Raw genomic sequence first — 25,020 nt, 5'->3', positions numbered from 1 at the left:
GTGACGACGTCGCAGCATGACCCATAAGCTCCAGTGAAGCAGCAGTACGGTGACAGTGCATCGTGGCTTCACTCCTTCGACGCCGAGTAAGTGCAAACCAACGCAGTGTGAAAAATAACTGAGGGGCTCCGTCGCCGGGGCCCCTCTTGCGTCTCGTTCTAAGCCAACGTCTGAAAGCTTCGTTCGCTTAAGCTTCGTTCGCTTAGAAATGATAGTTCACACCAGCGCGCACGACGTGCATGTCTGTTTTTTCGCTGACCGAGAAACCGGTGCCTGGGGGAAGGCCAAATTGATCAAGGTTGAATGCGTCCTTGCCCAGGTCAACGTAAAGGTACTCGGTCTTCAAAGACCAGTTTTGTGCGATCATGTATTCGAAGCCGGCGCCGGCGGTCCAACCGAGTTTCGTATTCGTCCCGAGTGGAACGCCGCTGTTGGTTGTTGTCTGTCCATAGGCGAGACCGCCCGTCGCGTAAACGACGAAACGCTCCCACGGTAGGAAACCAATGCGTCCGCGAACCGTACCGAAATAATCCACCGTCGTGCCGACGGCGCCGCCAAAAAGCGCGGGGATCCCGAGGCTGCTCTTCACATCGGTGCCCTGAATGTCAGCTTCGAAGCCATACAAGAACTGTCCGGCCTGCCAGTTGTAACCAAATTGGCCGCCGCCGAGAAATCCGTTCGACTTGAGAGCCAACACTCCGCTCCCGAAAGGAGACTCAGTGATGATCGCCGATTCACCGCCGCCATATCCGGCGTTCACACCGACGTAGAAACCTGTCCAATTGAAAACCGGAGCGGCATGGGCCGGCGCCTTTGCGTACAAGTCAGCGGCCGATGATGAGCCAACCATAGTCAGTAAGGCCACCGAGGCCATCAAGATCTTCTTCATTAAAGCCCACCTGTTTTTTAAGTTATCGACTGTATTCATAGCTTTCGAGAACGGTAGCAGTGCGTCCTCATCGTCACGCTCTCGACTCGTCTTTCAGTAAGAATGACGCTCGGTAGCAAGCAGACAGCGTCATTCGGGTCGGCGGCGCCCGCGCGCCGCCGCTTCTTCGCGATCTCAACAGCGCGCCAATCGATCTCATTTCTCAAGCGCACTCCGTCCAGGGAACGGAGTCCGAGCGAAATTGTAGTTCACGCCGAGCGTCATCACGTGATCGCGCGGCCTGATCATTTCCGACGGCAACGCTGCCACCCGAGGAGTTCACCACGCATATCGCACCACGCCTTTGCCGGCGTAGCTGCGCGTCACGTTGGAGAACTCGCCTTCGAAAGTCGCGGCGGTCGACCAGCCGTTCATCCATTTGGTTTCGGCGGATGCGGTGAGAAGCGCGGAATCGCTAGCCTGCGGGGCGCCGTTGACGAAGAAGCTGGCGCCCGGCAGCGTCTGGAACGTCGCACCGATGCCGCGGTCGGAACTGAAGTCATGCGCCCAGGCCACGCGGCCGCGCAGCGTCAGCATCGCGCTCTGCATGGCGAAGGATTTGTCGGTGCGCACGCCGAGTTCGCTGCGGGTGTCGGTCACGCTCTTCGCCGTATAAGCGAGCGTAAAGGTGTTGTTGCCCGAGATGACACCTTCCGCATAGGCCGGCAGTTCGAACGTGGTGAACTGGCCCGCCCCGTAGGGCGTGAAGCCGATCCCGCCGATCAGGGGCGCCACGAAGCGGTAACCGCTCTCGACGCGGCCGGACCAGGCATTGGCGTTGAACTGCGCGCGCAGCCGATCGATACCGGCAATGGTGACGGTGCGATCGGTGGTGACATCCTGCCAGCCATAGGCGAGTGCGCCGGAAACATAGGCGGCGCCGATAGTGTGCCGAACGAACGCGCCGGCCTGGAACAGGTCGGAACGCCCGGTGCCGCTATTGGCGACGCTGAAACTGGTACCGCCGCCGGCCAGCGAGAAGCCGGCGATGGTAAACGGCGAGAAGCGATAGTCGGCACCAACAGCTGTGCCATAGACCTGCGACGTCGCCGCATTGGAGCCGGTCACGTTGTTGCCATCCGTCGTTTGCGAGCCGCCGAAGCCGGCCGCCCACACGCTCCAGCGCTGCTGGAACGGCACCGCCACTGGCGCCTTGGTGTAAATCGCCGCCAGCGCATCATTCGGATTGCGCTTCTTCGCGGCAAAGGCGAGCGCTTCCTCGTCGGCATAACCGGGGGCGTTGCCGCCGGCAGTTCCGCCGTCATCGCGTCCGGCAATGAACGGGTCGGTCATGACGCCCATGAACTGGTTCATCGCGTTGAACGTGGATTGCTGCGATCCCGTTCCGGTCTCGCCGGCCGCCTGCGAGAGCCCCTTCGGCGACATGTTTGCGAACGCTGCGGGAATGCCGCCGATGGTGTTGAAGAACTTCGTCAGCGCGTCGCCGACCGCCTGCTGATTGGGGCTGAGGCCGCCTGGAATGCCAAAATTCAGGACCATGTCCAGGTAGACGTTGTTGGCATCGTAGCTCAACGTCGAAGAAAAGTTCGATGGCGCACCGGAAGTAATCACGCCACCGAAGGCACCGCTGACGCCGCCCGTCGCGGTGAGGATGATGTACTTTTTCTGCACATAGGTCCCGGGCGCAAAGCTGGCGCCCACCGCAGCGCCGCCAAGCGTCGCTGTACCGTTGACGACCGTGAATGAGGCCGTCGTGGGGTCGATTTGGACCAGATATTGCGCGGCCGCCTGGAACGCGAGATTACCCGTTATCGCCATCGACGAACCCGGCGTGCTGTTGCCTGGCGTAAACATGCCGGAGATCGTGCTGCTGGCGCCGGTCACCGTGCCGGCGCCTTGCAAAACGGCGAATGTCTGGTTGAAGCCGTTCAAATCCAGCGTCGCGCCGCCCGCGACCGAAAACTGGTCGCTGGTCCCGAACGCGGCGGCATGTCCGGCGCGCAGCGTTCCGCCGTCTACTATCGTTGCCCCGCTATAGGTGTTGGCCGCCGAGAGCACCAGCGTGCCGGCGCCGTTCTTGTTCAGTCCCCATGTTCCGGCGTCGACACCCGTGCCGCCAGAACCGGTCTGGTCGGCGATGCCGTCTGAAAGCGTTTGCGTCGCGCCGCCGGCGGGCTGGAAGTTGAGGATGCCGTTGCCTTGAAGGAAGATGCCGGCTCCGAAAGCAGAACCGCCACTACCCGCCGTGCCATTGTCCACGCCGCCAAAACCGTTGCCGCCCGTGCCGCCGGCTCCCCCGGCGACGCTGCCGCCGTTGACGTTGAACGCGCCGGCGATCGTTAGCGAGCCGCCCTCCTGAACGAACATGGCGCCGCCCAATCCGGCGCCGCCGCCGCCGCCGCCGCCTCCACCACTGCCACCGTTCGCCGCGATGCTGCTGCCGTTGCCACCGACGCCACCACCAAATCCTCTACTCCCGCCGGTTCCGGCCACCTCACCCAAATGGTCTGCCCCGCCGCCGCCGCCGCCGCCGCCACCAACGCCACCAGCGCCTCCCTGATGGCCCGCGATCGAGTGACCCCCTGCGCCGCCGCCGCCAAATCCCCCCGAGCCGCCTCTGTCGTCCGCAGCACTATGAGTGCCGCCGCCGCCGAAACCGCCTTGGCCATTGCCGAATATGGAACTTCCGCCGATCCCGCCGGCACCTCCATCGCCGCCACCTCCGCCGTTGATGCCACCGGGGGAGCCGCCGAAACCCTGTCCGCCACTTGCCGCACCAACGACAATGCCCGCCCCGCCTCCGGCCCCTGTGTCGCCATCGGCGCCGCGTCCGACACCGCCACCGGCGAACCCGCCCACTGCATGGCCGCCGAGACCGCCGCCTGCGCCGCCGGCCGTTCCTGCGCCCGGCACGCCGTCACCGCCGACAGCGCCGGCGCCGCCGGTTGCGTTGTTGCCTGAAAGAACGACGTTGCTCACGGTCACATGGCCACCGCTCGCCACGAACAGCGCGCCGCCTGCACCGAGGCCGCCAGCGCCGCCCCCGCTACCGAATCCAACGTTGCCCCCGTCGCCGCCAAGCGCCTGGGTGTTCTGGATCGTCAGATTGTTAATGGCGACAGTGCCTGCGTAGACAAAGAACCCGCGCTGCACGCCACCGCCGTCCAGCCTGAAGCCGCCGCCATTCACTGTGACGTTGCTGGTGGTGTTGAAGGCGCTCAGCGTGTCGGCCGCTGCGCCAGTCAGCGTGATGTTGTTCTGGAAATTGATGACATAACTCGCGCTGGCATTGCTGTCGGCCTGCGCGATCGCCGCCGACAGGCTGGCACCGTCGGACACATGTCTGGGCGTGCGCACAGGTGCAACTGATCAGGGCATAAGCCGTGCCGCTCAGGAGAGTTGATCGCACCAGAAGCTCGCGGCGCTGTCGACGGGCAGGCGTATTCTTCACTTCATTGCTCCACCGCCGGCACCCTGGCCGGTGGAAGCTGCGAGTGCCGGAATAGCGCCTGACAGGACGAAGAAAGAGCCGGGCCATCGCCTGTCCGTCCGGCCTTCGCCGGGCCATCTAAGCCGGCGCGCGCCCGTCGTCGTACGCATCGCTGATCTCCCAATGTCGCTACGCTGAGAGAATCCGTCTTCCCAGTCACGGCGCCGAATATCGCGCCACTGGATAGGTCTGAGAACTACCTAGAAAGGTGGTTCGCCGTGCTTTATGTATGCCCGCGCAGGTCGGCGACCTCTGAGGTCAGAGAAACTCTGCACGCGCACTGGGAATGACATGCTTCTCTCCACGGATCCCATCGATCCGCAAAATCAAGACGTCTATGCACTCTGGGATCAACTGGCCGACTTCTCGGTCGCCGATGGTGATGCTGCACTGACCCACCTGATGTCCGCACTGCGCACCATGTTGTCGGCACGCAATGTGCTGTGGGGCGTGGTCGTGCGATTGCCTTCGCCGAAGCGGGCCGATCCCCTGCTCGGCTGGCGTCCGCGCCTCGTCAGGGTGCTGGACCCGGTACCGGCGGTCGCGGCATCCGTGCAGAAGCAGTACGATACGCTCTGGTCGGACGACGTCGACCTGTCGCAGATCCTGTCAATGTCGGGCGATGAGCCGTTCCGCGTCCGCCTGCTGTTCGAAACGCTGCCGCCGGCATGGTTCGAGGGCAAGCACTATCGGCGGCACTATCTGGATGTCGGCTTCGCCGACAGCATTTCCGTACGCATTGCGCTCAATGACGATTTGAGGATTCGCCTGTTCGTGTTTCGCGATGCAAAGCAACCCCGCTTTACGGCACAGGACGGCCAGCGCCTGGGCTTCGTAATGCGCGCCTTGAAATGGTTTCACCGTCAACAATTGCTCAGCCACGGTCTGCTCATCGCCGACGCGCCCCTCACACCCGCTGAACGCCGGGTGTTGCTCGGACTGCTCGCCGGGGACACGGAAAGGCAGATCGCGCAGAAGCTCGAGCAAAGTCCGAACACCACGCATTTCCACGTCAAGTCGATCTACGCCAAGTTCGGCGTGCGCAGTCGCCAGTCGCTCGCCGCGCTGTGGCTCGGCAGGCTGCGATAATGGGCGACCAAATGTATTGCTGCTCGATTGTCTCGCCTTAGGATGGGAGCACAAGCTGGAGGGGTGAAATGACTTCTTTTCGAAGGTTGGTGATGGGGGTTGTCGAAGCAATGGCAGTGCTCTCGATACTTTTCGGCACACTTGTCGGAGGACTTTATGGTGCAGCGTCTGGAGCGGTCTGGTCGAGCATTTTCGGAATTTCTCCCAACGTTGACATCCGGTTGCAAGGCATAGGCCAGGTAGCGACTACTGGAGTCCTGTTCGGGGTTATCCTTCGCTATTCTAGGATTTGTTGTTTCGTCGACATTGGGAGGCACCGTCTTCTTTTTTGCCCAAATTGAACGGAACACCCGTAGTCCATTGGAAAGAGAACGCTCTGGAGAGCCGACACAATATCGGGCCGCCCCGCGCTTCTAAGCATCCGGTGACGGCTCAATGTCGTAGTTGGGTCACTTGCCGGTATCGCCCCAGTCGCACGTCAGGCCTGCTCTACCTTCGCAAGCGGACACCCAGATTTTTGAGTAACCGTCCTACGCCCTTCGCATCAGCTTGAGCGAGGCCGCCAGCCGCAGGCTGCGCTTGCCGGCGAGTGCGATGCCTTCGAGTTCGCCGCTGTCGGCGGTGCAGGTGCCGGAGAAGCCGATCCCGACCTCATAGCCGCCGAACACGGGATTTTCGCCCTTCGCCGGCGTGTGCTCCTGGTTGAGGATCTCGCCCTTCCAGCGGCCGTCAGCCGAGGAATAGGAGCCGAGATAGTAGAAGAACGCATCGCCGCCCAGGATGCGGCCGTCCATCAGCAGCATGACGCCCGAGAGCCCGGCATCGACCCCGTCGAGCGCGCGCAGGTGGATCGCATAGAGCCCGTTCACCACCCCGCCCGGACCAATCGTCCCCTGCGGCGGCAACCCCTCGTCATCGAGCCGCGTGAGATTGGCCCAGAAACCGGCGCCCGGCATCGTGTCCGCGCTGCCCCGCGAGACGGATCTGGTTGCCGACAAGCCGGCCGCGCGCGCCGATCGAGGCGACATCAGCCCCCATCAGCGGCTTGTAGTTGGGATCGTCGTTATGGCGTTCGGTGATGACTTCGGCAATGATCTCGCCGTCGCGCTCGAAATAGCTTCCGAGATGCGCGAAAGCCGAATTGCCGCCCAGCAGCTTGCCGTCATGCATGCACATGATGCTGCGGCCGAAGGCATCGTTGCCCCTTCCTCACGGTTTGGGAGCGGACATGATCAGCTCGCTTTAGCGAGTTAGGCTACAAGCGGACTTCGATCTGTTTGTCGTTTGATGACCTCTGCCAAAGACAAATCGCTCTGCCCCCTGCAGAGCGTGGATGACTATCCGGTCGCGTGAGATGGCGAGGTGTTCCATCGCGCAAACAAAACGCCCCAGCGAAGCTGTCGAAGGCAAGCGAGGCAGAGAATGACACCCGCGCCCGCGATGACATCAATGAAATAATGGCCGCCTACAGTAGGTGTTGCAGCAAGCATCAGCACGTTCAAGACAAGGTATAGCGGGAAAAGCATCTTCACGCCTCGGCTGGCGTATATAAGTATTATGGCCAGCGCAGCGTGAAAAGAAGGAAATGTGATCAGACCATTCACGTGCGTCAACGAGATGCGTGTCATCTCGCCGCTTCGGAGTGCGTTAAAATCGATCAAATGATACGCGTCGACTCGTTCGACGACGCCGAAGTAGACCCATGCGCTCGCTGCCGGCAGTATCCATGAGATCGGAATAATCACGAGGAGGGATGTTACGAACAGCCAAACAAACTCTCGCATCCTTTCAAATCGCCCGCACGCACTCAGCCACACCAACAAGATAGCGACCTGCGGCATACAGCTATGATACGCGACTGCGAGGACCGCTTTGATAGTTGGTCTGGCCTCGACCCACTCAAAGAAAGCCAGCCAATTCAGTCTCAGCAGGGTGTCGACGCCGGCCAGTTGGGAATCGACCAACGGAAACTTTGCCGTGACGGTTAAATAACTTAGGATTGCGCCCACGACCGTAAAGGCAATGATCTGAGTTAAAGCGGTGGCAAGCTCTGCGATACGCCGATCCGGCCTCAATCTCGTGTAAACAAAGGAGAGAAGAGCGGCCGCGCAGAACGCAATCGCCTGCGTCGGGTCGATAGCCATCGTCATCCCATCGGCGCGAAGCCATATGAGGTCAACGGCTGCAACAATTGCAATTGCGATCCACAAGCGCAGAGTTTCGCTGAATCGATAAGCATTCAGGACGGCAAAGACAAAGCCTTCATTTCGCATCACTCTGTCCATTATCGCATCGTTCGGATCCGTGACCCCTCTTGGAATGTCAATATCCGAGGCTCGTCTAATGATTTCTTAATTTGGCTCGTACAAGTAAAGGGTGTGTGCGCCTCGGTAGGTTCCGCGCTGCTCACCAAATCTGACTACGTTGTTCGCATTGGATCATCGGCTGACCATAGGCTCCGAGGGGGCTCACGTCCGCTTCGAGGTCGTTTGCCGACATCGCCACGAGTCGCACGTCAGCCTGCGTTACTCTCTCAAAAGCAGACACCCAGATTTTTGAGTAACCGTCCTACGCCCTTCGCATCAGCTTGAGCGACGCCGCCAGCCGCAGGCTGCGCTTGCCCGCGAGTGCGATGCCTTCGAGCTCGCCGCTGTCGGCGGTGCAGGTGCCGGAGAAGCCGATCCCGACCTCATAGCCGCCGAACACGGGATTTTCGCCCTTCGCCGGCGTGTGCTCCTGGTTGAGGATCTCGCCCTTCCAGCGGCCGTCAGCCGAGGAATAGGAGCCGAGATAGTAGAAGAACGCATCGCCGCCCAGGATGCGGCCGTCCATCAGCAGCATGACGCCCGAGAGCCCGGCATCGACCCCGTCGAGCGCGCGCAGGTGGATCGCATAGAGCCCGTTCACCACCCCGCCCGGACCAATCGTCCCCTGCGGCGGCAACCCCTCGTCATCGAGCCGCGTGAGATTGGCCCAGAAACCGGCGCCCGGCATCGTGTCCGCGCTGCCCGCGAGACGGATCTGGTTGCCGACGAGCCGGCCGCGCGCGCCGATCGAGGCGACATCAGCTCCCATCAGCGGCTTGTAGTTGGGATCGTCGTTATGCCGTTCGGTGATGACCTCGGCGATGATCTCGCCGTCGCGCTCGAAATAGCTTCCGAGATGCGCGAAGGCCGAATTGCCGCCCAGCAGCTTGCCGTCATGCATGCACATGATGCTGCGGCCGAAGGCATCGTTGACGCCGTATTCAACCTTGTAGAGTCCGTCCAGCAACGCAATTGACCCGGAATATCAGAAGGAAAGCACGCGCTACCTAGCACCGCTATCGCACCAAGACCATCGGGCTTTTTCGCGCAGGGGCATTCGCGAAGCCACACCCTGCCATGATGCCATCATGCGCCTGTTTTGCCCGACGGCGCAATGGATTTCGGCAATTCCGCAAGTGGCGATTTCACACCATTTGCGGACCTGTGATTTCAAACACTTGGCTACTGTGCATGGGGTTGTTTTTCGCGTTTTTTGTTTGGCCGGTGCCCAGCGGCCTCTCAGGCGCTAGTGACGCTTGAAATACTGCACCTCGCGCTCATGCTTCTCGGCCGCCGCGCGGCTCCTGAACGTGCCGAGGTTGCGGCGCTTGCCGGTCTTGGGATTCACCTTGCGCGAATAGAGCCGATATTCGCCGGATGCGAGCTTGCGGATCATGGTTGCGCCTCCTGCTTGTCGAGGATTCAACGGACCGCGTCTGAGCTGGTTCCTGACGCATTCGAACCCGTCGACACAAGCACGCGACAAAGCGGGCATGGAGCAGTCACAGCCATGGGCGGCGGACGAAATTGCAACCTTCATCGCGAGCGCGGCGAAGCTGCCGCTGCTCGATGCCGCGTTCGAGCTCTGGCGCCGACGCACCCAACTGGACTCGATCGAGGGGCGCCCGACCGTCGAGGAGGTTCGCGCCAACCGCACCCTCACGCCGGAGCAAAGCAGCGCGAAGTACCGCCGGGATCGCGACCACGCCCATGAGGGGCCGATGTTCAGTTATATGAAGCACGCTCATCCGTGCGCCGATGACGATGCGATCAGGCAAGCCATCGTCACCGCCGTCAGGTTCGAGGACGCGACCTTCGCGCATTTCAGCTGGGACGGCGATTTCTGGGACTGCGTCGTGCGCGCGGTGGCCCGGGCGGCCGCGCAATATCCGGATTTTCTCGAGACGACTTATCGCGACGCCCGCAACAACGTCGCCTACTACTACAAGTGAGCTACGGCATGATCCGGAAAAGTGCGCAGCGGTCTTCCGAAAAGATCATGCTCACAAATAAATCCAAAGCGCGTGCAACGCGCTTTAGAAGCACAGCGTGGTGACGAGCTTGCCCTGCTTGTCCTTGATCGCATAGGGACAGCGCAGCCGCTCCAGCGCCTGCTTGGCATCCGCGTCGCCGAGCGCTGCGGCGCGCTCGTAGTAGGATTTCGCGGCGTCCTTGTCTTTTGGCCCGCCGCGGCCTTCCTGTGCGAAGGCGCCCATCCGCTCCAGCGCGCCGGGATGGTTTTGCGCCGCCGCCTTCTCGAACAGCGCGCGCGCTGCGGCGTCGTCCTTCGCCCCGCCCGTGCCTTCGGAGAGCATCACGCCGAGCTGGTACTGCGCCTCGGCATTGGTCTCGGCGGCCTTGCCGAGCAATGCGCGCGCCTGTGCGGGATCGGCCGGCGCGGCACCGCCGGTGCCACTGAGCGCGGCGAGATTGCTGATGCCGCGCGGATTGCCGGCCTGCGCCGCCTTCTCGAACAATTTGCGCGCCTGCGCTTCATCCCTGGCGACACCGGAGCCGGTGCCGTAGGCCACACCGAGCTCGACCATCGCCGCGCTCGATCCCTTGTCGGCGGCCTTGCGCCAGGCAGCCATCGCTTCCGCCGTCTGCCGGTTGGCCGCATAGGCGCGGCCGAGCGCGAACATCGCGCGCCGCGATGACGGCGCGGCCTGCTTGCAGAATTTGATGGCGGTCGCGACGTCGGAGGCCGCAATCTCGCTCACGCCCCTCACCTCGGCCGGCTTGTCGGGATCGCTGGGGTCGGCGGCGACGCGGTCGCACAGGACGAGATCGGCCGATTGCGCATGCGCCGACAACGGCACTGCAAGCGTGAGAAGGATCGCAACGAGGAAAGTCCGCATGGACGCCAGGTTGCGTCGTCGCCCCGGCAAATTCAAGGCTCGAGTCCCGATTGACGCAAGACGGGGACGACCTCGGGTGATGCCAGATAGGCCAGCAGCCGGTCCGCGGCGTCGGCGTGCTCGGCGTTGGCCATCCGGCCGGCGGAGAACACGGCCGGCGTTTGCAGATCGTGCGGGACCGGGCCGACCACCTCGATGCCCTCGACCTGCTTCAGCTCGCTGATCTGCTGCACGGCCAGGTCAGCCTCGCCGCTCACGAGCCGCTCTCCGGTGAAGCCCTGCTCGACGATGGTGGCTTTGGCGTTGATCTCTGCCGCAATCCCCATCTGCGCGATCAACCGGGCGAAATAGACCCCGCTCGCACCCAGCCGCGAATAGGCCAAGGACCGCGCCGCAAGCAGCGTGCTGCGCAGTGCGGATTCCGTGGCGATGTCGGGATGTGCTTGCCCTGCCCGCACCGCGATCCCGACGAAGGAGCGCGCGAGATCGGCCGCGGTCCCTGAGACGACGCGGCCCTCGCCGATCATCTCGTCGAGCCCTTCGCGGGTGAGGATCACGAGATCGGCGGCCTCGCCGTCGCGCAACCGCTTGAGCAGCGCCAGCGTCGGCGCGAAATCGGCGGCGATGTGGACACCGGTCGCGGCCTCGTACGCGGAGGACAGGCTGCGCATCGCGCCCATCAGGCCGAGCGTCGAAAGCATGCGAATTGTTTCCATCAGCGATTCCCGTGGCGATCAGGCGCGGTGCATCAGCTTGAGCGCGGCGGTCAGGCGCAGGCTGCGCTTGCCGGCGAGCGCCGTTGCCTCTAGCACCGCCTCCTCGGCATCATAAGTGCCGGAGAAGCCGATGCCGACCTCGTGGCCGCCGAAGATCGGATCGTCCTTGGCCGGCGTGTGCTCCTGGTTGAGGATCTGGCCCTTCCAGCGACCGTTGGCGGCGGTGTAGCTGCCGAGATAGTAGAATGATGCATCGCCGCCGAGGATGCGGCCCTTGTTGAGCAGCATCACGCCGGTGAGACCGCCGTCGACGCCATCGAGCATGCGCAGATGCACCGAGTAGAGCCCGTCGGCGATGCCGGCCTCGCCGACGCCGCCGGCGATCGGCATCTCGTCCTCGGTGATCGGCGTCATCAACGACTGAAAGGGTACGCCGGGCAGCTCCTTGAGCTCGCCCTTGAAGCGATAGAGATCGCCGTCGGCCCAGCCCTTGGCCAGCAGGGTCGCATCGTCCGTGCCCGCCATGGCGCGGTAGTTCGGATCGGGGTTGTGGCGGACTGTGCTGATCACGATGTCGATGCCGGCTTCGGTCTTGGCGTAGGTGCCGATATGGGCGAAAGCCGAATTACCGCCGAGCATCTTGCCGTTGCCAGCATGCATCACGCTCCGGCCGACGGCGTCGCCGAGCTGAAATCTCGTCTTGTAGAAGCCTTCAAACACCAGCCGTCCCCGGCCCTGCGCGCATCCAGCCGTACTCTATCCCGCTTTCGGCGGCGATGGACAAGTTTCGCGCCATGATATCCGAGGGGTCTTCCGCAACGGCTGTGATCGGAATGAAAAATCCGCCGAAGCCTTTCGGCTTCGGCGGATCGAAGTCCAACCCGGGCCAGCCCCCTAACCCGGGCCGGGAGGATCTTAGGCGGCGGCCTTCTTGTCGGCCGGCACGGAGGCGATCGTCTTCAGGATCTGCGAAGCGATCTGGTATGGGTCGCCCTGCGAGTTCGGACGACGGTCTTCCAGATAGCCCTTGTAACCGTTGTTGACGAAGGAGTGCGGCACGCGGATCGAAGCACCGCGATCGGCAATGCCGTAGCTGAACTTGTTCCAGGGCGCGGTCTCGTGCTTGCCGGTCAGACGCTTGTCGTTGTCCGGGCCGTAGACGGCGATGTGGTCCATCAGGTTCTTGTCGAAGGCGGCCATCAGCGCCTCGAAGTACTCCTTGCCGCCGACCGTGCGCATGTACTCGGTCGAGAAGTTGGCGTGCATGCCGGAGCCGTTCCAGTCCGTGTCGCCCAGCGGCTTGCAGTGGAACTCGATGTCGATGCCGTACTTCTCGGTCAGGCGCAGCATCAGGTAGCGGGCCATCCACATTTCGTCAGCGGCCTTCTTGGAGCCTTTGCCGAAGATCTGGAATTCCCACTGGCCCTTCGCGACTTCCGCGTTGATGCCTTCATGGTTGATGCCGGCAGCCAGGCAGAGGTCGAGATGCTCTTCGACGATCTTGCGGGCGACGTCGCCGACGTTCGAGAAGCCGACGCCGGTGTAATACGGGCCCTGGGGCGCCGGATAGCCGGAAGCCGGGAAGCCGAGTGGACGGCCGTCCTTGTAGAAGAAGTATTCCTGCTCGAAGCCGAACCAGGCGCCGGAATCGTCGAGGATGGTGGCGCGCTTGTTGGTCGAGTGCGGGGTCTTGCCGTCGGGCATCATGACTTCGCACATCACGAGCACGCCGTTGGTGCGGGCGCCATCCGGGAACACCGCGACCGGCTTCAGCACGCAATCGGAGCTGTGGCCTTCAGCCTGCTGGGTGGAGGAGCCATCGAAGCCCCAGAGCGGAAGCTGCTCGAGCGTCGGGAACGACGCGAATTCCTTGATCTGAGTTTTGCCGCGCAAGTTCGGAGTCGGCGTATATCCGTCGAGCCAGATGTACTCGAGCTTATACTTGGTCATTGAGCCTCTCTGTAGATGATGCGAAAGGTGGGGGCCGCAGGCCCCCGCACGATTGTTTACCCGGCCAACATCGGCCGACCCTTTCCAAGCATTTAACGTGCCAAAAGGCCGCAGCGCGGGAGGTTTTCCACCGCCGCCGGCCCCCTCTCCCTCCCGGCGGATCAGCCAGTGCGCCGTGCGTCATAGCGGCGCACCTTTGCGTGAAGCTGCACCGCAAAAATCCCGCAGAAAACGCCCGATTCTGGAGCAGCCAGGCCCGGGCCGGAGGTTGCCGACTAAACGCGCATCAACGTCCGGCAATATTCGCCAAGTCTGCGCCCGGCGCCCGCAACCTTCGCAACGGCCCACGCGTTAGCCACCCGAGCGCTGCCTTAGAGGAAGCAGAATGCACTCTGCCTACAAAATAGGCCAAGGCTGATTTCCTTTTCAGCACTTTGCATTTCGGAATGCACGGCCGATATGGGGATTCCAGTAACCACAAGCCAACGAGTCGGGCGCACCATGGAGGCCAGCGCTGCGATCTCGGGAGATACCGCAATGATGAACAATGGACTGAGTCACGGATCTGCACAGATCTACCAATTCCCTGTCGGGGGCCGCTCCGCTCTCGGGGGGCGCCGCAACGGTGAGACCCGCCTTCCCGCCAACCACGCCTCGCTCCCCGTGAACGAGACGATTTGCAGCGGCAGCTGGTACCATCAGGAAGCAGTCGATGAAGCCAAGCCGAAATGGGATCGCTGATGCCCGCGTTCGGTTCAATACCGCCGCGCTCTCTCGATGCCCGGCGTCAGTTCGAAAAAGGGTCGAAACAACGGTGTTTCGGCCCTTTTTGATTCCTATCGCAATGCCGCCGTTCAGATCCCGGCGCAGGCCGTGACCGGCCGCTTCAGATGCTTGACCGTGGCGCTGCCGGTCTTGCCGATCACAAGCGTGATCCCCGCCCCCGAATAGCGCGCGCCGGAGACCGTCAGCCGCTTCGCAAGCGTGACCGGCTCGCCGTCGATCTGGAGGAAGGCGCGCTTGTCGGCGTCATAAAACCCGACGATGAACTGCGTACCATCGGCGCAGTGATACGTCCGGAACGTCTGCGCATCGGCCTGCCGTGCACCGGTCATTCCGCCCGCCAGCATGGCGGCCGTCAGAAGAATGGCCTTGTGCCAGCTCATGTTCGCCCCCTGTAATAGATCCCAAGGACGCCCGTCGTGCGTCCAATGGAATCATAACGCAAGCGGATCTCATGCAAGACAAGTCCCTGCAAGACTCCTCCGGACAAGACGCCCCTGCCCGCCACCTCGCCCTGCAAGGCGCCAGCAACTTTCGCGACCTCGGCGGCTATCCGACCGCAGATGGCCGGAGCACGCGCTGGCGGCACATCTTCCGCTCCAATCATCTAGGCCAGCTCACTACCGCCGATGTCGAGATCGTCCGCGCGCTGGGCGTGCGCAGCGCCTTCGATTTCCGCGGCGTCGAGGAGCGCGCGGCGGGTGTCTGCGTGGTTAACGAGATCGCCGTGCACTCACTGCCGATCGAGCCGACCGTCGTGGCCACGTTGCGCGCCGAGCTCGCCAGGGGCAGGCTGACCGCGCCCGTCGCGCTCGAACTCATGCGCGAATCCTATCGCAACTACGTCCGCCACAACACGGCCAGTTTCCGCGACCTGTTCGGGCATCTCCTGGAAGACTGCGCGCCGCTCGTCATTCACTGCACCGCCGGCAAGGACCGCACGGGCTTTGCCAGCGCACTGATCCTGCATGCGCTCGGGGTGCCGGATGACGTCATTGCCGAGGACTATCTGCTGACCAACCAGCACTACAAGCGCGACGCGACGGCTGCCGCCGATCTGCCCGAGGACGTACGCAATGCCATCGGTAGCGTAGAGGCGTCGTACCTTGCCGCAGCTTTCGAAGCTGTCGGCGCCGAATATGGCGACCTCGAAACCTATTTGCAGGACGGGCTCAAGCTCGGCGCGGCCGAGCGGATGGCGCTCAGGGAACGCTATCTCACGTCGTAATCAGGCACGAGCATCTCTGTGTTGCACCGATCGCCGTTAGGATCGCCGAACGCAGAGCCCGCGCGACTTGCATGGTGCTCCAGTCGCTCTGGTGCAGCTTCAACTCGTCGTCCGGCGCGAGCAGTTGCTCGAGCGAGGCGTTGTTGTGCTCGTTCCAGTGCCGCATCAGGGCCCAGCGCTGGAACAAATTGACTTTGGCCTCTTGCGCGGCGGCCCGGATCGCCGAGACCATCTTCTCCGAGAGCTTGGCATTGTCGCCGAGCATGGCCGTGACGTATTGCGGGTTGATGAGAATGACATCTGTGGCCGGATGATCGCGCAGGTGGGCCAATCCCTCGGCGATCTTAGCCAACACCTCATCGAAGTCGAATTCGTTGCTGCGAAACACGGCGTTGGTTCCGACCTGCCAGAGCACCAGCGAAGGATTGTCGGCAAAGATGTCATCGTTGAACCGAGCCACTTCTTGCGGCGCCTCTTCGCCGCCCTTGCCACGGTTGAGCACATCTATCCGGATGTCCCGATGGGGATCGTCATCCTTGCAGTGCTTTCTCAAATACAGCTCGAGCCGCGCTGGATATGCAACCACGTTGCCAAGTCCGGCCGTCGAGGACGACCCCATCGCCACGATGCGCACGGGCCCCCTTCCGCCCAATGCTTTCCTGAAGTTCGGCAGCGGATACTGCAAGTCAACGATCGCAGCAGGAAACTCGAGGGTCGGCAAATTGTCGCCCATGAACAGCCTCCTCCACTATCTGAAGTTGTATCTATAGCCCAATTTGGAACCGGCCGCCATTGCAAGTCCAATGCGGGCCGCGCAATAGTCCGGCCCATTGATGGACGGAGAGTCTCGTGCAGGGAAAAGTCATTGTGGTGACCGGCGCACTCGGCGCGCTCGGCAAGGTCGTCGCCGAGACCGCGCAGTCGCGCGGCGCGCGCGTGGCCGGCATCGACCATGCGCCATCGCAAATCTCCGCGACGCCTGAGCGCATCGAGATCGGCGGCGTCGATCTGTCCGACGCAGCACAAGCAAAGACGGCGGTCGAGGCGGCGGCAAGACACTTTGGCAAGGTCGACGTGTTGGTCAACATCGCCGGCGGCTTCGCCTTCGAGACCGTGGGCGACGGCGACGTCAAGACGTGGCAGCGCATGCATGCGCTCAACCTGCTGACGGCGCTCAACGCCTCACACGCGGCGCTGCCCCATCTGGCCGCGTCCACAGCCGGCCGCATCGTCAATATCGGCGCCATGGGAGCGCTTCAGGCCGGCGCCGGCATGGGCCCCTATGCGGCGTCGAAAGCCGGCGTCCACCGGCTCACCGAGGCGCTGGCGAGCGAGTGGAAAGGCAAGGTGACCGTGAACGCGGTGCTGCCCTCGATCATCGACACCAAGGCCAACCGCGCCGACATGCCGAAAGCCGACTTCACCAAATGGGTGACCCCGCAGGAGCTCGCCGAAGTCATCCTGTTCCTCGCCAGCGATGCCGCGAGCGGCGTCACCGGCGCGCTGATCCCGGTCGGCGGGCGGGTGTAGTCAATCCGGCACCAAGAGCCGGAGATTTCCTTTGAAACGGATGCTCTGCTTGCCGGCGAGCGCGATGCCCTCGCCGTACGCGGTCTCGTCATTATAGGTACCGCTGAAGCCGATGGTCACGACCTTGCGGCCCCACACCGGGCGCTCGTCGAACGAGGGGGAATGCTCCTCGTTGGTCAGCTCGCCCTTCCACTTGCCGTCGGCCGAGGTGTAGCTGCCGTAGGCGAAGAAGAACGAATCCCCGCCCCGCATGGTGCCGTCGCGCATCACCATGACGCCCTGGTTGCCGCCCTGGACGGCATCCAGCATTTCGATGCGGATATGATAGAGCCCATTCCTGATGGTCATCTTCGTGAAGCGCCCGATTGTCCCACCCGCAGGATAGCCGGATCATCCGTTCCCGATCAAATGGCGCAGAGCTGTAAGGCCGTTCCGGGCTAAACTGCGCATTACTGATTCCCAACCGGACGTGACACTCGGAAGCTTTCTTTGGAAACCACGCTCTATCTGCCTGTCAAACGCTTCCTCGAAGAGCTCGGCTTCACGGTCAAGGGCGAGATCGGCGGCTGCGATCTCGTGGGCCTCAGCGCCGGCGATCCGCCGGTAGTCGTGATCGGCGAACTCAAGCTGACCTTCAATCTCGAGCTGATCCTTCAGGCGGTCGATCGTGCACCGGCCGGCGACGAGGTCTGGATTGCCGCAAAGATGTCGGTGCGCGGCAAGGGACGCGAGACCGACGCACGCTATCGCAATCTCTGTCGCCGCCTTGGTTTCGGCATGCTCGGGGTGACCGACCGGGGGCAGGTCGAGGTGCTGGTGAAGCCCCCGACGGCCGCCCCTCGGCGCGAGCCGAAGGTCCGCTCGCGCCTCGTCGCAGAGCATCAGCGCCGCCACGGCGATCCGGTGTTGGGCGGCAGCACGCGCGCGCCGATCATGACGGCCTATCGGCAGCAGGCGCTGGCCTGCGCCTCGGAGCTTGCAGCAGGCCCGCGGCGGGTGAGCGAACTACGCCAACGCTGTCCCGATGCGGGCAAGATCATGCTTAACAACGTGTATGGCTGGTTCGAACGCACCGAACGGGGAATCTACGGGCTGACGGAAGCGGGCCACGCGGCGCTGAAACGCTGGCCACAGCAGCGGGTTGCGGATGTTGCCGGTGTCGCGTCACCACCCTGACACCCAACCGGTGCATAGCTGAGATGCCACACCGATTTCATATTGCAATGCAACATAGACGGCACTAGGTATCCCGGCATCGAAACGAGGCCGTTATGAACGCAGACTGGAATACCAAATATGGCACGCGGCGCGTGCGCCACGATCCGCCGACCCTGGACGAGGCGATCTTCGCCGCCGTCGGCATCACCGATGATCAGGAGCAGCAGGCCGAGATCGCCGCAGCCCTGATGGGCATGCCGCTTGATGTGGTCCAGGCCGAGGTCAAGAAACAGGTTCGCACCAACAGCCGCATCACCTCGACCCGCGTGATCGCCGGCGAACAGGGTGCGCAGCGCTCCGTGGTGGTCGAACGCCGTGTCGTGCGCCGCTTTGGCAACGACAAGCGCACCGGCACCTGAGCGCTGAGCTCGCTATTCTGAATACAAAAGCGGACCGGTTTTGCCGGTCCGCTTTTTGATTCCAGTCGGCTTTCTCGGGTCAGGCGGCGCGATTGCCATAGATGCTGGAGATGATCTTCCAGCAGGTCGAGTTGAAGCTGATCAGAGCGCGGCCGGCCGTGAATGGCGAGGCCGCGAGATCAGCGAGTTCGTCCTCAGGCGCCTTGGCGAGATCGATCGTACCGGTCGATTCGCCATGACGGAATTGCAGATGCGCGCCGAACTTCCTGGCGAGCGCCCGCATCGCGTGATTCTCGGCGCCGGTGGTGATGCGCAAGCGCTTGTAGCCTTTCCAGCGCGCCTCCGCGATCAGGCGGCTGAACAGCACGGTGCCGACGTTCTGGCGCCGCGCCGAGGCTTCCACGCTGAAGGCGACCTCGGGTAGCGAATCGCCCTCCGGCGGATGCAGCTCGGCCGCACCGCGGACCACGCCGTCGACGATATAGGCGACGATCACGGTGCCGTCCTCGGCACAGCGGGCGGCGTAACGCTCGATGAAACTGTCGTCGAGAAAACCGTTGAAGCGGTCGTGCCGGCTTTCGGCATCGAGCCTCAGCAGATGATCGCGCAAAAGCGGCAATTCTTCCTGCTGGCTCAACGTGCGCACGTAGCCCTGAACGGACTTCGGGCGGCTGGTTACTTCAAGTCCAAAATCTGCTGCGAGTGACAAGTCAAAACTCCTCTTGGTGTCCCTCGAGGAGGCGTTCGAATCCCTAGGCCTCCAATATTGTGCATCGCAACAAACTTTTCAAGACGGGAACCTGCCCAAGTTTCGGGCATTGGCAGCGACTAATTCGTTAATAAAATCAAGCCCCCGTATTCATACGAGGACCAGCTGGGTCTGCGTCACCACGGCGACCAGCTTGCCGTCCTCGGTCTCCAGCCGGGTGGTCCAGACCTGGGTGCGCCGGCCTCTGTGGATTGGGGTAGCGGTCGCGATCACCGTGGTTCCCTCCTTGGCTCCGCCGATGAAATTGGTCTTGCTCTCGAGCGTGGTCGTGCCCTTGGCGTCCTCTGGCAGATTGATCACGGTGGCCGCCGCGCCGACGGAATCGGCCAGCGCCATCACCGCGCCTCCGTGGATGGTGTGATGAAGCGTGCAGAGATCGGGCCTGACCGTCATCCGCGCCACCACGCGATCTTTCCCGGCCTCGACGAACTCGACGCCCTTGAGTTCGGCAAACGGCATCTTCATCGCTTTAAGTCTTTCGAGTGGCGTCATCGGATCTCCTCCCAAATCATTCTGCTCACAGGGCGAATTACGGCTCTCGGCGGTGCGCTGCAGAGCTGCGCTGCGACCGGGGCACGGGCCCCCTCACGTCACCGCATTCACCACCTGATACTCCGGACGCCGCCAAATCTCGCCCGCAATCACCTCCTCGATGAGCTCCGCTGCCCGCACGATCTCGCTCTCGCCGATATACAGCGGTGTGATGCCAAACCTCATGATGTCAGGCGCGCGGAAATCGCCGATGACGCCGCGGGCGATGAGGGCCTGCATCACGGCATAGCCGCCGTCGAACGCGAAGGAGACCTGAGAGCCGCGGCGCTCATGCATGCGCGGCGTAACAAGCTTCAAGGACGGACAGCGGCGTTCGACCTCGGCAATGAGGAGATCGCCGAGCACCAGCGAACGCGCGCGGACTTCCCCGATATCGACGCGGTCCCAGATGTCGAGCGAAGCCTCCAGCGCTGCCATCGCCAGCACCGGCGGCGTGCCGACGCGCATGCGCTCGACACCGCCCGCAGCCGCATAGGCAAGCTCGAACGCGAACGGCTTTGCATGCCCCATCCACCCCGACAAAGCGGCGCGCACGCCGTCGGCATGGCGCGGCGCGACGTAGAGGAAGGCTGGCGCGCCGGGGCCGGCGTTGATGTATTTGTAGGTGCATCCGCCGGCGAAATCAGCGCTGGTGCCGGCAAGGTCAACCGGCAGCGCCCCGGCCGAATGCGCGAGGTCCCACACCGTGACGATGCCGAGCGCATGCGCTCTTGCCGTCAGCTTCGCCATGTCGTGGCGCCGTCCGGTGCGGTAATCGACCTCGGTGATGTAGAGCACCGCGATCTCCTCCGACAACGAGGCCTCGATCTCCTCCGGCGCGACCAGGCGCAATTGATGGCCACGGCCAAGGGTCGCGATCAGGCCTTCGGCCATATAGAGGTCGGTCGGAAAATTGCCGGTGTCCGACAGGACGACCTTGCGCGATGCGTTCATGTCGAGCGCGGCAGCGAGCGCCTGATAGACCTTGAGCGACAGCGTATCTCCGACCATGACGGAGCCGGCTTCCGCGCCGATCAGTCGCGCGATGCGATCGCCGACATGGCGCGGCTGGGCGTACCAGCCCGCCGTGTTCCAGGCGCGGATCAGCTCGTCGCCCCATTCGGCGGTGATGACGCGGCTAACGCGCTCGGCAACGCCAAGCGGCAACGCGCCGAGCGAATTGCCGTCAAGATAGATCACACTGTCCGGCATATGGAACAGCGCCTTGGTGTCGTCATAGACGCGAAGCTTGGTCATCGAATTCTCTATGGAAATCTCTACAGGATCGTGCGCACCCGCCAGAGCTCGGGAAACAGCTCGATCTCCAGCATGCGCTTGAGGTAGCTGACGCCGCCGGTGCCGCCGGTGCCGCGCTTGAAGCCGATGACGCGCTCGACCGTCGTCACATGGTTGAAGCGCCAGCGCCGGAAATAATCCTCGAAATCGACCAACTTCTCGGCCAGTTCGTAGAGCATCCAGTGCGTTTCCGGCGCCTCATAGACAATACGCCAGGCCTGCAGCACACCTTCATTGAAGCTATGAGTCTCGCGAACATCGCGCGCCAGCACGGCCGCAGGCATCTTGAGCCCGTTGCGGTCGGCGAGCCGCAGCACCTCGTCATAGAGGCTTGGCGTCGCGAGCTCGGCTTCGAGCAGCTGCGTGGTTTCCAGATCGTGCGCGTGCGGCTTGAGCATGGCGTGGTTGCGGTTGCCGAGCAGGAATTCGATCAACCGGTATTGCCGCGACTGGAAGCCCGAGGACTGGCCAAGCTGCGAGCGGAAGCGCGTATACTCGCTGGGCGTCATGGTGCGCAGCACGTCCCAGGCGCCGTTGAGCTGCTCGAAGATGCGCGACATCCGTGCCAGCATCTTCATCGCAGGCTGCACTTCATCCTTCGCGATCGAACGGCGTGCGGCGCTGAGCTCGTGGATGGCGAGCCGCATCCAGAGTTCGGTGGTCTGATGCTGGATGATGAACAGCATCTCGTCATGCGCTTCCGACAGCGGATGCTGCGCGCCGAGGATCGCGTCCAGCGCCAGATAGTTGCCGTAGGACATGCGCCGGGCGAAATCGGTCTCGGCGCCTTCGCTTGCGGGATCGTATTGGCTGGACGTCATGGCAGGCCCTTTCGATCGATCTTTGAGGCCTCGTCAGTCGAGGCCGATCAGGCGCGCGGTGATTGGCGACGACGGATCCTTGAGAGCGTCGATCACGGTGAAATGGTTCAGCCCGGGATCGACGACAAGACGCGTCGGCACGTCGAATCCAGTCCAGACATTGGCCATCAGATCGGACTGGCGGATGAATTCGGGCCGCTCGTTGCCACCGACCCAGGCCGTCACCGGCGAAGGCCCGCGCGGCAGATGCAGCGCCGCGCTTTCCAGCGTCGCCTCCTCCATCGTCATGCGCAGGGTCTCGTTCATCCTGGTCTTGAGCAGCGGACGCAGATCATGCAGGCCGCTGATGGACAGCGTCCCGGCGATGCGGTTGGCGACGGCGGGATCGAGCCGGCTGTCATCGCACAGCATGCGCGTAACGAGATGACCGCCGGCGGAATGGCCGGCGAGCCGGATCGGGCCCGCGACGAGCGAGGCCGCCTTGGCAATCGCTGCGGTGATTTCCGCCGTAATGTCGGAGATGCGCGCGGCCGGCGTTAGCGTGTAGCTCGGCAGCGCCACCGTCCAGCGATGATGACGCGCGCCTTCGGCAAGATCGGTCCATGCCGATTTGTCGAAGCGCATCCAGTAGCCGCCGTGGACGAACACGACGAGGCCCTTGCTGTCGCCGTCGGGCAGGACGAGGTCGAGGCGCTGGCGCTCGCCAGCACCATAGGCGATGTCGGCGCGAAGCTCCTTCAGCCCGGCGCGATAAGCCGCCGCCCGCTCCGCCCACAGCGCCGGTATCTTGTCCGAGCCCGGGATATGGGCCGAATTGGCGTAAGCGTCATCCCAATCGCGCATCGTGCTTCCTCGACGGACTCAAGGCCTTGTGGACCTGGCGCCAGTCTGCCACCGGCGCGGGCGGCATCCTAGTCTTTAGTTTAAGCTTAAAGGATTTTGGAACGCCGGTGGATTGGGCAGCGGACCGGCAGGATATTTGTTTCGTCATTGCGAGGAGCGTCGCGACGAAGCAATCCAGACTGCCCCGGCCGGGGGGATACTGGATTGCTTCGCTGCGCTCGCAATGACGGCCGAGAGAGCCGAGCCTGTCCCTACCCCTTCTCCACCCCGCACCAATCCGCGATGAACAGCGCCATCGCCTTGGTCGTCTTCTTCAGCGATTGCAGATCGACATATTCATTGAAGCCGTGCATCTCGCCGCCACTCGCGCCGAAGCACAGGCTCGGGATACCGTGATTGAGGCCGTAGAAGCGGGTGTCGGTGAGCGCGGTGAAGACGAGATCTTCGATTTGGCCGCCATAGACGGCGCTGAAGGCCCTGCCGAACGCGGCTTCCGGCGCGGCGGCGTCGGTCAGCTCATAGCCTTCCGACAAGAAGCCCGACCATTCGACCTCCGGGGGATTGTTGGCGAGGAAGCGGTGGTTGCGCGCGGCAGCAGCAACGCAGGCCATGATCTCCTTCTGGTGATCGGCGATCGACCAGCCCGGCAGCACAGCAATCCGGCAATCGACGTCGCACCAGGCCGGCACGCTGGAGGCCCAGTCGCCGCCCTTGATGATGCCAGGGTTGAAGTTGATGGGATGGTTCAGCGTCTTGAAGTGACGATCGGCCTTCGCCCGCTCGTTCCACTCGATCTCGAGTTTTTGCAGCGCCTGGATCAAATGATAGGCCGCCATGATTGCGTTCGCGCCGGAGCCGGCGAAGGCGACGTGGGTCGGATGGCCCTTCACGCGCAGGCGGAACCAGATCACGCCGACCTGCGAGCGCACCATCTTGCCGCCGGTCGGCTCAGGAATGAAGCAGGCATCCGCGCGATAGCCGCGTTGAAGCGTCGAGAGTGCGCCGACGCCGGTGCTCTCCTCCTCGATCACGGACTGGAAGTGAATCCGCGCCGTCGGCCTCAGGCCCGCGGCCTTGATCGCATCGAGCGCGGAGAGCGCTGCGATGGTGCCCGACTTCATGTCGCAGGCACCGCGACCGAACATCTTGCCGTCCTTGATAACGGGCGAGAACGGCGGGGTGTCCCACAGTTCCAGCGGGCCGGCCGGTACGACGTCGCAATGGCCCTGGAGGATCAGCGATTTGCCCGCCTCGGTTTTGGGCCGATACGTGCCGACCACAGTGCGCGCCTTCGAAAAATCATGCTCGATGGGACCGAAGCCGCGCAGATCCTTGAGGTCATTGACATCGATATGCCAGTCGTCGACCTCGTAGCCGCGTGCGCGCAGCAGGTCGCCGATCATGTCCTGGCATGGCCCCTCCGCCCCACGGGTCGAGGGGATCGCGACGAAATCGCGTGTGGTCGCGAGCTGGGCTTCGAAGCCGGCATCGACGGCGTCAAGAATCCTCTGCTGCGTTTCGGCATTCATCAGGCACTCCAATCGGGCATTAATGGTCATCGATGGAGCGCAAGCTAACCGATTTCAGCCGTTCGGGTACTCTGCAAAATAGGCATCCCGCAATGCATCTTCGAGCAGCCGGCCCTCCGAATAGCCATTCAGTGTCGCCGGCCGGCGCACGCCGTCGAGCAGCCGCGGGCAAGGCTCCGGCGCGCCGAGCACGGTGCGCACCGGGATGCGCTCGGCATAGATCGGCAATTCATAGTCCTCGTCGTCGTCGGCGACACCCTTGGCGCGGACTTTCGCGGAGGCTTCCTCGATCTCCATCGCGATAAAGGAGGTCGCCTTGATCTCCTGGGCGTTGCTCGCCCGCAAGCTCGCGGTCCGATCCGGGAAGAAGCGGTCGACCATGGCGACGACCGCGCGCTCCTTCTCCTCGGGATCGGTGACGAGATAGGCGGTGCCGAACGCCATCACGGCGCGGTAGTCAGCCGAGTGATTGAACCCGCAGCGCGCCAGCACCAGGCTGTCGAGATGGGCGACCGTCAGGCACACACGCTCGCCCCGGGTCTGGTTGCGCAGCATGCGGCTGGCGCTCGAGCCGTGCCAATACAGCTTGGTCCCTTCGCGCCAGAAGAAGGTCGGCGTGCAATAGGGTTGGCCGTCGATGGCGTAGGAGACGTGGCAGAGCATCGAGGAATCCAGGATGCGATGAACGGTGTCGTAATCGTAGAAGCCGCGGTCGTGACGGCGCTTCACCTGGTTGCGCGGGGATGTCGGATAGGAATTTGGGTTGTCGGTCTGGCTCACGGCCGCTCCTGTCGGATTGGATCACTTCCAGCGCA

General features: G+C 63.2%; 27 protein-coding genes and 1 pseudogene. 7 read left to right on the top strand and 21 right to left on the bottom strand.

Going from position 1 to position 25,020, the window contains the following annotated elements:
* Window positions 1–202: 202 nt before the first annotated feature.
* Complete coding sequence (locus AC0L3U_RS26665; protein ID WP_473363815.1) at window positions 203–889, bottom strand: outer membrane protein; 687 nt, start codon at window positions 887–889, stop codon at window positions 203–205.
* 318 nt (window positions 890–1,207) lie between these two features.
* The gene (locus AC0L3U_RS26660) at window positions 1,208–4,228 is read right to left on the bottom strand and encodes an autotransporter domain-containing protein (protein ID WP_473363814.1); all 3,021 of its coding nucleotides are present in this window, start codon (window positions 4,226–4,228) and stop codon (window positions 1,208–1,210) included.
* Window positions 4,229–4,604: 376 nt separating this feature from the next.
* Between AC0L3U_RS26660 and AC0L3U_RS26655 the strand changes: the two genes are divergently transcribed.
* A complete protein-coding gene (locus AC0L3U_RS26655; protein ID WP_473363813.1) occupies window positions 4,605–5,468 on the top strand; it encodes a helix-turn-helix transcriptional regulator in 864 nt (287 codons plus the stop codon).
* Between the two features lie 530 nt (window positions 5,469–5,998).
* On the opposite strand, the pseudogene AC0L3U_RS26650 reads toward AC0L3U_RS26655, so the two are convergent.
* From AC0L3U_RS26650 to AC0L3U_RS26635, 4 genes and pseudogenes are all read right to left on the bottom strand, one after another.
* Window positions 5,999–6,644, bottom strand: a pseudogene (locus AC0L3U_RS26650) (GrlR family regulatory protein).
* Window positions 6,645–6,805: 161 nt separating this feature from the next.
* Window positions 6,806–7,753: a phosphatase PAP2 family protein gene (locus AC0L3U_RS26645; protein WP_473363812.1), complete on the bottom strand. Its 948-nt coding sequence runs from the start codon at window positions 7,751–7,753 to the stop codon at window positions 6,806–6,808.
* 283 nt (window positions 7,754–8,036) lie between these two features.
* Window positions 8,037–8,741 (bottom strand): GrlR family regulatory protein, encoded by a 705-nt coding sequence (locus AC0L3U_RS26640; RefSeq protein WP_247408493.1) that lies wholly within the window; start codon window positions 8,739–8,741, stop codon window positions 8,037–8,039.
* A gap of 279 nt (window positions 8,742–9,020) precedes the next feature.
* Entirely contained in the window at window positions 9,021–9,170 is a 150-nt protein-coding gene (locus tag AC0L3U_RS26635; protein ID WP_007591825.1) for a hypothetical protein, read from the bottom strand.
* Here AC0L3U_RS26635 and AC0L3U_RS26630 point away from each other — a divergent pair.
* A complete protein-coding gene (locus AC0L3U_RS26630; protein WP_473363820.1) occupies window positions 9,169–9,726 on the top strand; it encodes a hypothetical protein in 558 nt (185 codons plus the stop codon). The two genes, AC0L3U_RS26635 and AC0L3U_RS26630, sit on opposite strands and share 2 nt — an antisense overlap.
* A gap of 84 nt (window positions 9,727–9,810) precedes the next feature.
* On the opposite strand, the gene AC0L3U_RS26625 is transcribed toward AC0L3U_RS26630, so the two are convergent.
* The 5 genes from AC0L3U_RS26625 to AC0L3U_RS26605 are packed head-to-tail and all read right to left on the bottom strand — an operon-like array spanning window position 9,811 to window position 13,298.
* On the bottom strand, window positions 9,811–10,632 hold the full coding sequence (locus tag AC0L3U_RS26625) for a tetratricopeptide repeat protein (protein ID WP_456764604.1): 822 nt from the start codon (window positions 10,630–10,632) through the stop codon (window positions 9,811–9,813).
* A gap of 32 nt (window positions 10,633–10,664) precedes the next feature.
* Window positions 10,665–11,348, bottom strand: coding sequence for a substrate-binding domain-containing protein (locus tag AC0L3U_RS26620; RefSeq protein ID WP_473363811.1), 684 nt, complete (start codon window positions 11,346–11,348; stop codon window positions 10,665–10,667).
* An 18-nt stretch (window positions 11,349–11,366) separates the two neighbouring features.
* A complete protein-coding gene (locus tag AC0L3U_RS26615; RefSeq protein ID WP_473363810.1) occupies window positions 11,367–12,068 on the bottom strand; it encodes a GrlR family regulatory protein in 702 nt (233 codons plus the stop codon).
* Window positions 12,061–12,228, bottom strand: a complete 168-nt coding sequence (locus AC0L3U_RS26610) for a hypothetical protein (RefSeq protein WP_473363809.1) — start codon at window positions 12,226–12,228, stop codon at window positions 12,061–12,063. Before AC0L3U_RS26610 ends, AC0L3U_RS26615 begins: the two co-directional genes overlap by 8 nt.
* Before the next feature lie 35 nt (window positions 12,229–12,263).
* The gene (locus AC0L3U_RS26605; protein ID WP_007591833.1) at window positions 12,264–13,298 is read right to left on the bottom strand and encodes a glutamine synthetase beta-grasp domain-containing protein; all 1,035 of its coding nucleotides are present in this window, start codon (window positions 13,296–13,298) and stop codon (window positions 12,264–12,266) included.
* A 459-nt stretch (window positions 13,299–13,757) separates the two neighbouring features.
* Here AC0L3U_RS26605 and AC0L3U_RS26600 point away from each other — a divergent pair, with 459 nt between their 5' ends.
* The gene (locus AC0L3U_RS26600; protein ID WP_373681121.1) at window positions 13,758–14,039 is read left to right on the top strand and encodes a DUF2735 domain-containing protein; all 282 of its coding nucleotides are present in this window, start codon (window positions 13,758–13,760) and stop codon (window positions 14,037–14,039) included.
* Between the two features lie 113 nt (window positions 14,040–14,152).
* On the opposite strand, the gene AC0L3U_RS26595 is transcribed toward AC0L3U_RS26600, so the two are convergent.
* Window positions 14,153–14,464 (bottom strand): MliC family protein, encoded by a 312-nt coding sequence (locus AC0L3U_RS26595; protein ID WP_473363808.1) that lies wholly within the window; start codon window positions 14,462–14,464, stop codon window positions 14,153–14,155.
* A gap of 71 nt (window positions 14,465–14,535) precedes the next feature.
* Between AC0L3U_RS26595 and AC0L3U_RS26590 the strand changes: the two genes are divergently transcribed.
* Window positions 14,536–15,309: a tyrosine-protein phosphatase gene (locus tag AC0L3U_RS26590; protein WP_473363807.1), complete on the top strand. Its 774-nt coding sequence runs from the start codon at window positions 14,536–14,538 to the stop codon at window positions 15,307–15,309.
* Here AC0L3U_RS26590 and AC0L3U_RS26585 read toward each other — a convergent pair.
* Window positions 15,299–16,042 (bottom strand): SGNH/GDSL hydrolase family protein, encoded by a 744-nt coding sequence (locus tag AC0L3U_RS26585; RefSeq protein ID WP_473363806.1) that lies wholly within the window; start codon window positions 16,040–16,042, stop codon window positions 15,299–15,301. The genes AC0L3U_RS26590 and AC0L3U_RS26585 overlap by 11 nt on opposite strands.
* 116 nt (window positions 16,043–16,158) lie before the next feature.
* On the opposite strand from AC0L3U_RS26585, the gene AC0L3U_RS26580 reads away from it, so the two are divergent.
* Window positions 16,159–16,839, top strand: coding sequence for an SDR family oxidoreductase (locus AC0L3U_RS26580; RefSeq protein WP_473363805.1), 681 nt, complete (start codon window positions 16,159–16,161; stop codon window positions 16,837–16,839).
* On the opposite strand, the gene AC0L3U_RS26575 is transcribed toward AC0L3U_RS26580, so the two are convergent.
* On the bottom strand, window positions 16,840–17,187 hold the full coding sequence (locus AC0L3U_RS26575) for a hypothetical protein (protein ID WP_456764610.1): 348 nt from the start codon (window positions 17,185–17,187) through the stop codon (window positions 16,840–16,842). It lies immediately after the preceding gene.
* Between the two features lie 141 nt (window positions 17,188–17,328).
* Here AC0L3U_RS26575 and AC0L3U_RS26570 point away from each other — a divergent pair, with 141 nt between their 5' ends.
* Both AC0L3U_RS26570 and AC0L3U_RS26565 read left to right on the top strand, forming a co-directional pair.
* On the top strand, window positions 17,329–18,015 hold the full coding sequence (locus AC0L3U_RS26570; RefSeq protein WP_473363804.1) for a DUF2161 domain-containing phosphodiesterase: 687 nt from the start codon (window positions 17,329–17,331) through the stop codon (window positions 18,013–18,015).
* Window positions 18,016–18,110: 95 nt separating this feature from the next.
* Window positions 18,111–18,416, top strand: a complete 306-nt coding sequence (locus AC0L3U_RS26565) for a hypothetical protein (RefSeq protein WP_007591844.1) — start codon at window positions 18,111–18,113, stop codon at window positions 18,414–18,416.
* A gap of 79 nt (window positions 18,417–18,495) precedes the next feature.
* Here AC0L3U_RS26565 and AC0L3U_RS26560 read toward each other — a convergent pair whose 3' ends face one another.
* The 7 genes from AC0L3U_RS26560 to AC0L3U_RS26530 form a co-directional block, all read right to left on the bottom strand.
* A complete protein-coding gene (locus AC0L3U_RS26560) occupies window positions 18,496–19,125 on the bottom strand; it encodes a GNAT family N-acetyltransferase (protein ID WP_007591845.1) in 630 nt (209 codons plus the stop codon).
* Between the two features lie 150 nt (window positions 19,126–19,275).
* Window positions 19,276–19,677 carry a PaaI family thioesterase gene (locus AC0L3U_RS26555; protein WP_473287098.1) on the bottom strand — a complete coding sequence of 134 codons (402 nt, stop codon included), beginning with the start codon at window positions 19,675–19,677 and terminating at the stop codon, window positions 19,276–19,278.
* A gap of 93 nt (window positions 19,678–19,770) precedes the next feature.
* Window positions 19,771–20,973, bottom strand: a complete 1,203-nt coding sequence (gene kynU / locus AC0L3U_RS26550; protein WP_473363803.1) for a kynureninase — start codon at window positions 20,971–20,973, stop codon at window positions 19,771–19,773.
* A gap of 20 nt (window positions 20,974–20,993) precedes the next feature.
* Window positions 20,994–21,833, bottom strand: coding sequence for a tryptophan 2,3-dioxygenase (gene kynA / locus AC0L3U_RS26545; protein ID WP_473363802.1), 840 nt, complete (start codon window positions 21,831–21,833; stop codon window positions 20,994–20,996).
* Between the two features lie 33 nt (window positions 21,834–21,866).
* A complete protein-coding gene (locus tag AC0L3U_RS26540; protein ID WP_473363801.1) occupies window positions 21,867–22,676 on the bottom strand; it encodes an alpha/beta hydrolase in 810 nt (269 codons plus the stop codon).
* Window positions 22,677–22,927: 251 nt separating this feature from the next.
* A complete protein-coding gene (locus AC0L3U_RS26535; protein ID WP_473363800.1) occupies window positions 22,928–24,205 on the bottom strand; it encodes an ArgE/DapE family deacylase in 1,278 nt (425 codons plus the stop codon).
* A 54-nt stretch (window positions 24,206–24,259) separates the two neighbouring features.
* A complete protein-coding gene (locus AC0L3U_RS26530) occupies window positions 24,260–24,985 on the bottom strand; it encodes a pyridoxamine 5'-phosphate oxidase family protein (protein ID WP_473363799.1) in 726 nt (241 codons plus the stop codon).
* Between the last annotated feature and the right edge of the window lie 35 nt (window positions 24,986–25,020).

This window comes from Bradyrhizobium sp. Kon69 (assembly GCF_055807515.1).
Note: the sequence above shows the minus strand (reverse complement) of the source record. Positions and strands in the feature narration are given on the sequence as shown.